The following is a 4,359-nucleotide window of genomic DNA, read 5'->3' as shown; positions in this document are numbered from 1 at the left end:
GCGGCACCCCGAGCATGGACTGCCCCGACACCATCGCTGCAGTGCGCGCGGCCACCGAAAGGGTCGTCTGGGGCAAGGGAGCGGCCAAGTCGCTGTTCCAGCCCGTCAGCGTGACGATCTGCCAGTACGACGCCAAGGCGTCCGGGCAGGATTACGCGACCATCGACACCAAACGCAGCAGCAAGGAGGCCACCGACCTGTTCGCCCTGGTGAACGCGCCGAAGCCCGCCGCCAAGAAGCCGACCTACTGCACGCAGGAGCTCGGCCCGACCTACGTACTGCGGTTCACCGACAACGACCGTGGCGTCCTGTCGTACACCGTGGAGACCTTCGGCTGCCGCCGCCTGGTGGCGACCTCTCTGGAGGGCCAGGGCAAGCCCGGCGAGCTGCCGGCTCCACGCCAGGTGTCACCCGAGCTGATCAAGTCGCTCGGCCTGCGCTGACCCTGCACCGGACGCGCCCCCCGAAGCCGTCCGGACCGGGGTCAACCCGCGCCTGCCTTGCGGGTCCCTCCCTGGGGTCGACCCGCAAGGCAGGTAGCGGCGCCGCCCGCCTGTGGTGGAAGCTGCACCATGCGACTGATGCGGCTGGTGGGTGCGCTGTTGCTGCTCGTTTGCACGGCCTGTTCCTCACCGGCATCACCCGACTTGCCGAAACGCTCGGTCCCCTGCGTCGCCGGCTTCACGTGCACGACGCTCCGCGTGCCGCTCGGTGTGGACAACCAGACGCTCGACCTGACCGTCGCGGCCGCGGACAACGTGGACGCACCGCGCGGTGTACTCCTGATGCTCACTGGTGGTCCGGGACAACCAGGTGTGCCTTTGCTGCCTCGCGTTCGCGACAACCTGCATCCTGAGGTGCTCCGCGAGTACAGGCTCGTCATGTTCGACCAGCGCGGTACGGGCTCGTCCGGCATCAACTGCGCTTCACTCCAGACGGCGATCGGCGGTTCGGACTTCCTGACCGCTCCGGCCGGGACCATCGAGGACTGTGCGCAGCGGATCGGTCCTGGCCTCGGCCACTACGGCACACCCGACACAGTCGAGGACATCGAACAGCTGCGCCGGCACCTCGGGGTCGAGCGGCTGACGCTCAACGGGACGTCGTACGGGAGCTTCACGGCGGCGCAGTACGGGCTGAGGTATCCGGAACGGGTCGCGTCGCTCGTGCTCGACTCGGTCGTTCCGCACAAGGGTTTCGACCCGTTCGGCGCGGACCTGATGGCGGCGACCGGCGGCGTACTCGAGGCCGCCTGCCGACAGGACCCGGCGTGTACGTCGGACCCGGTCGCGGACCTCGCGTGGTTGGTGGAGAACGGTTCGGTGGACGGCACCGAGCTGATGGAGAGTCTGTCGATCTCGAGCCTCAACACCGTCAATCCGTCGCTGAAGGGAATCCCCGCGAAGCTCCACGCCGCCCGCAACGGCGACGATGCGGCACTCAAGGAGTTCTTCCAGACAGTGACCAGCAGACGCATCAGGTACGACGAACTGTCGGCCGGACTGCACATAGCCACGCTCTGCTCGGACCTCCGCATTCCCTGGACGGGCGGCAGGACCGACGCCCTGGAGACCGCGGTACGACGCCTGGACCCGAAGCGCCTGTATCCGTACGACCTGGAGACCGCTCGGCGGCAGCTGATCGTCGACGGGTGCCTGCGGTGGCCGGAAGCGCGGATGTCGACGTACCCGGAGGCTGACCAGCTGTTGCCGCGGACCCTGATTCTGCACGGCGGCAACGACCTGTTCTGCCCGGTCGAGTGGGCGCAGTGGCAGAAGGCGCATACCCGATCGGCCGAACTGGTCGTCATCCCCGGAAGTGGGCACGGCGTGCAGCGGGATCCGCGTGGGCTGGAGGCCGCGCGGACGTTCCTGCTGGGCTGAGACCCAACTGTGTGTGAACGGTTGCAGCATCCTGGGCGACTCGATGCGTCTAATAGACGTGAGGAGTTGTACGCCCAGCCGGGGAGTGGCGAGTGGAGTTCGAGGAGTACGTGTCCGCGCGCGGACAGGAACTGGTGCGGCTCGGTTTCACCGTCTCCGGCGACTACCAGCGAGCAGAAGACCTGGCCCAGATCGCGCTGATGCAGGCGTTCCGGTCGTGGCGGAAGGTGCGGAAGGCGGACGATCCGCACCACTACGTCCGGCGGATCCTGGTCAACGAGTACCTGTCGATGACCCGGCGACGCTCGTTCACCGAGGCACCGACCGCCGAGCTCGACCCGCAGCGGACGGTGCCCGATCCCGCCACCGCCGTCGTGAACTCCGACGACCTCTGGCGAGCACTCGCCGGGTTGTCGGCCAGGGAGAGGGTCGTCCTGGTCCTGCGGTACTACCAGGACCTCGACGACCGCACGATCGCCGATGTGCTCGGCATCAAACCGTCCTCCGTCCGCGCAACCGCCAGCAGGGCGCTGGCCACGTTGCGGCGGACCAGGCAGTCCCACCACGTGTGATGAGAGGTTGTCGTGAGCAACTCCGATCTCGAGGATGACCTGCGCGGAACCTTCGAGCGCGCCGCGGCCTCGGTCCCGCCGGCCACCGGCCTGACCGAGCGGGCGACCACGGGTGCCCGGCAGGCCCAGCGCCGTACCTGGATCGTCGCCGGCGCCGCGGCCGTGGCGGTCGCCGCCGTCGCTGTCGTCGGCTTCAGCCTCGGCGGCCGGAACGCGACCGTCCAGCCGCCGGTCGCCGGTGGTCAGACGCCGGCCGCGTCGGCCTCGGCGCAGGTGGCGCCGTCGGCCGAGACCGTGTCCGGGACGTGGCGGCCGGTGCAGATGGCCGGTTCGACCACGCTGAAGGCGGACCGGCCGGACGAGCCGCTGATCGAGTTCAAGCCGGACGGGACGTGGCAGGGCTCCGACGGCTGCAACGGGCTGTCGGGCACGTACACGATCGGTCAGCGCGGCGAGTTCGCCGTCAAAATCGGTCCGCAGCGGCTGGTCGGGTGCGACAACGTGCCGCACACCGCCGTACTGCGGGATGCCGAGCGGATCGCGCTCGACGCGGACACGCTGAAGTTCTTCGCCGGCGACGGGCGTGAACTTGCGAGCTACGCTCGCGCACGGTAGTCGAATCTGCTCGCTGAAAGTGACCATCTCTTGACTGAGTGGAGTCCGTCACCGGACGATGTATGTGGCCGTCCACCGATTTGGGGAGCTACGTGCGACTCTCAGTCACTGTCCCGCTGCTCACACTCGGCTCAGTTTCACTCTTCGCGGTCGGCCTGACGGCCACCGCTGCGCCTGACGCATCAGCCTTCGGGGCGGTCTGCTCGCACGCTCAGCCGAGCGCGAGCTCTGTCCAGTCCCAGCGGTTGGCACAGCCGACGTCCGCGTCGGACCCGCGGCCGCTCGGTGAGGCTCTCGGTGACGGGATCGGCATCGCCGTACGGGCACTCGAGCCGCTGGACGCCACCGGGCGGCCGAAGTCCGGGCTGCCGTACGGGCTGAGCCAAGGCGTGATCGGCGTGGTCGGCTCGGCCGCGACCGGATACAAGGTCGTCGTCGACGATTCGGTGATCGACACCCGCCGGTACGAGGCCGCGATGACTCGCCACGTGCCTGCGGCCGGCAAGCCGATGGTCCGCATCGAACGCAGTTGCCGATCGGCACAGGAGATCGGTGAAACCTGGAAGGCGGTTGGCGCGCGCTCGTGGTCCGGCGATGCTAGCCGTACGACGTTCGCCGCCGACCTCGACCCGGTCACCGAGGACATCGTCGTCGAGTACGACCAGGCGTCGACCTCGGCCGCGTCGCTGGACGGCCTGCGCAGGCTGTCCGGCGTACGACTCGTCGAAAGCTCACTCGCACGGACCTCCCGGCTCAACGACACCCCGAAGGGCGGCCACTGGGGCGGTGCCCGGATCACGTCCGCCTCGAAGAACTGCACCGCCGGCTTCTCCGTCGTACGGCGTTCCAACGGCCAGCGCGGGTCCGTCACCGCCGGCCACTGTGGTGGCGTCGGCACGCTCTGGAAGTCGGGCTCGCACTACTACGGCACCACCTCGGTCCGGACGAACTACCCCGACTACGACCAGGCACTGCTCACCGGCAGCACATACGGCGCGAAGATCTGGACCGACGGCCCCGGCGACTCGGCCAACACCCGCATCGTCAAGGGCGGAGCCGACCCCGGCGTCGGCACGGTCGTCTGCCAGTCCGGCAGCTTCAGTACGTCGCTCTGCGGCCTCACCGTCCGCTCCACGTCGGCGAAGTACTGCGACACCGACGGCTGCACCACCTACGTCATCCGCGCCACCCGCGGCGGCCAGATCGCCATCATCGGCGGCGACTCCGGCGGCCCCGTCTACACCGGGCGCAGCTCGACCGGCGCCACCATCCGCGGCACCACCTTCGCC

Annotated in this window: 5 protein-coding genes; all 5 read left to right on the top strand. The window is 69.1% G+C overall.

From position 1 onward, the window contains the following. On the top strand, positions 1–443 hold a 443-nt coding region (locus E1218_RS34990; RefSeq protein ID WP_233712680.1), incomplete at its 5' end, for a hypothetical protein. Positions 444–581: 138 nt separating this feature from the next. Beyond that, positions 582–1,883, top strand: coding sequence for an alpha/beta hydrolase family protein (locus tag E1218_RS34985; protein WP_165949561.1), 1,302 nt, complete (start codon positions 582–584; stop codon positions 1,881–1,883). A gap of 92 nt (positions 1,884–1,975) precedes the next feature. Continuing rightward, entirely contained in the window at positions 1,976–2,455 is a 480-nt protein-coding gene (locus tag E1218_RS34980; RefSeq protein ID WP_132327320.1) for a SigE family RNA polymerase sigma factor, read from the top strand. A gap of 12 nt (positions 2,456–2,467) precedes the next feature. Then, complete coding sequence (locus E1218_RS34975; RefSeq protein ID WP_132327319.1) at positions 2,468–3,070, top strand: META domain-containing protein; 603 nt, start codon at positions 2,468–2,470, stop codon at positions 3,068–3,070. Between the two features lie 92 nt (positions 3,071–3,162). Next, positions 3,163–4,359: chymotrypsin family serine protease (locus tag E1218_RS34970; RefSeq protein WP_202866364.1), on the top strand; the 1,197-nt coding region annotated here is incomplete at its 3' end.

It is taken from the genome of Kribbella turkmenica, from assembly GCF_004348725.1.
GTDB lineage: Bacteria > Actinomycetota > Actinomycetes > Propionibacteriales > Kribbellaceae > Kribbella > Kribbella turkmenica.
The sequence above is the reverse complement of the archived record's forward strand: the minus strand, read 5'-3'. Positions and strand labels throughout refer to the sequence as shown.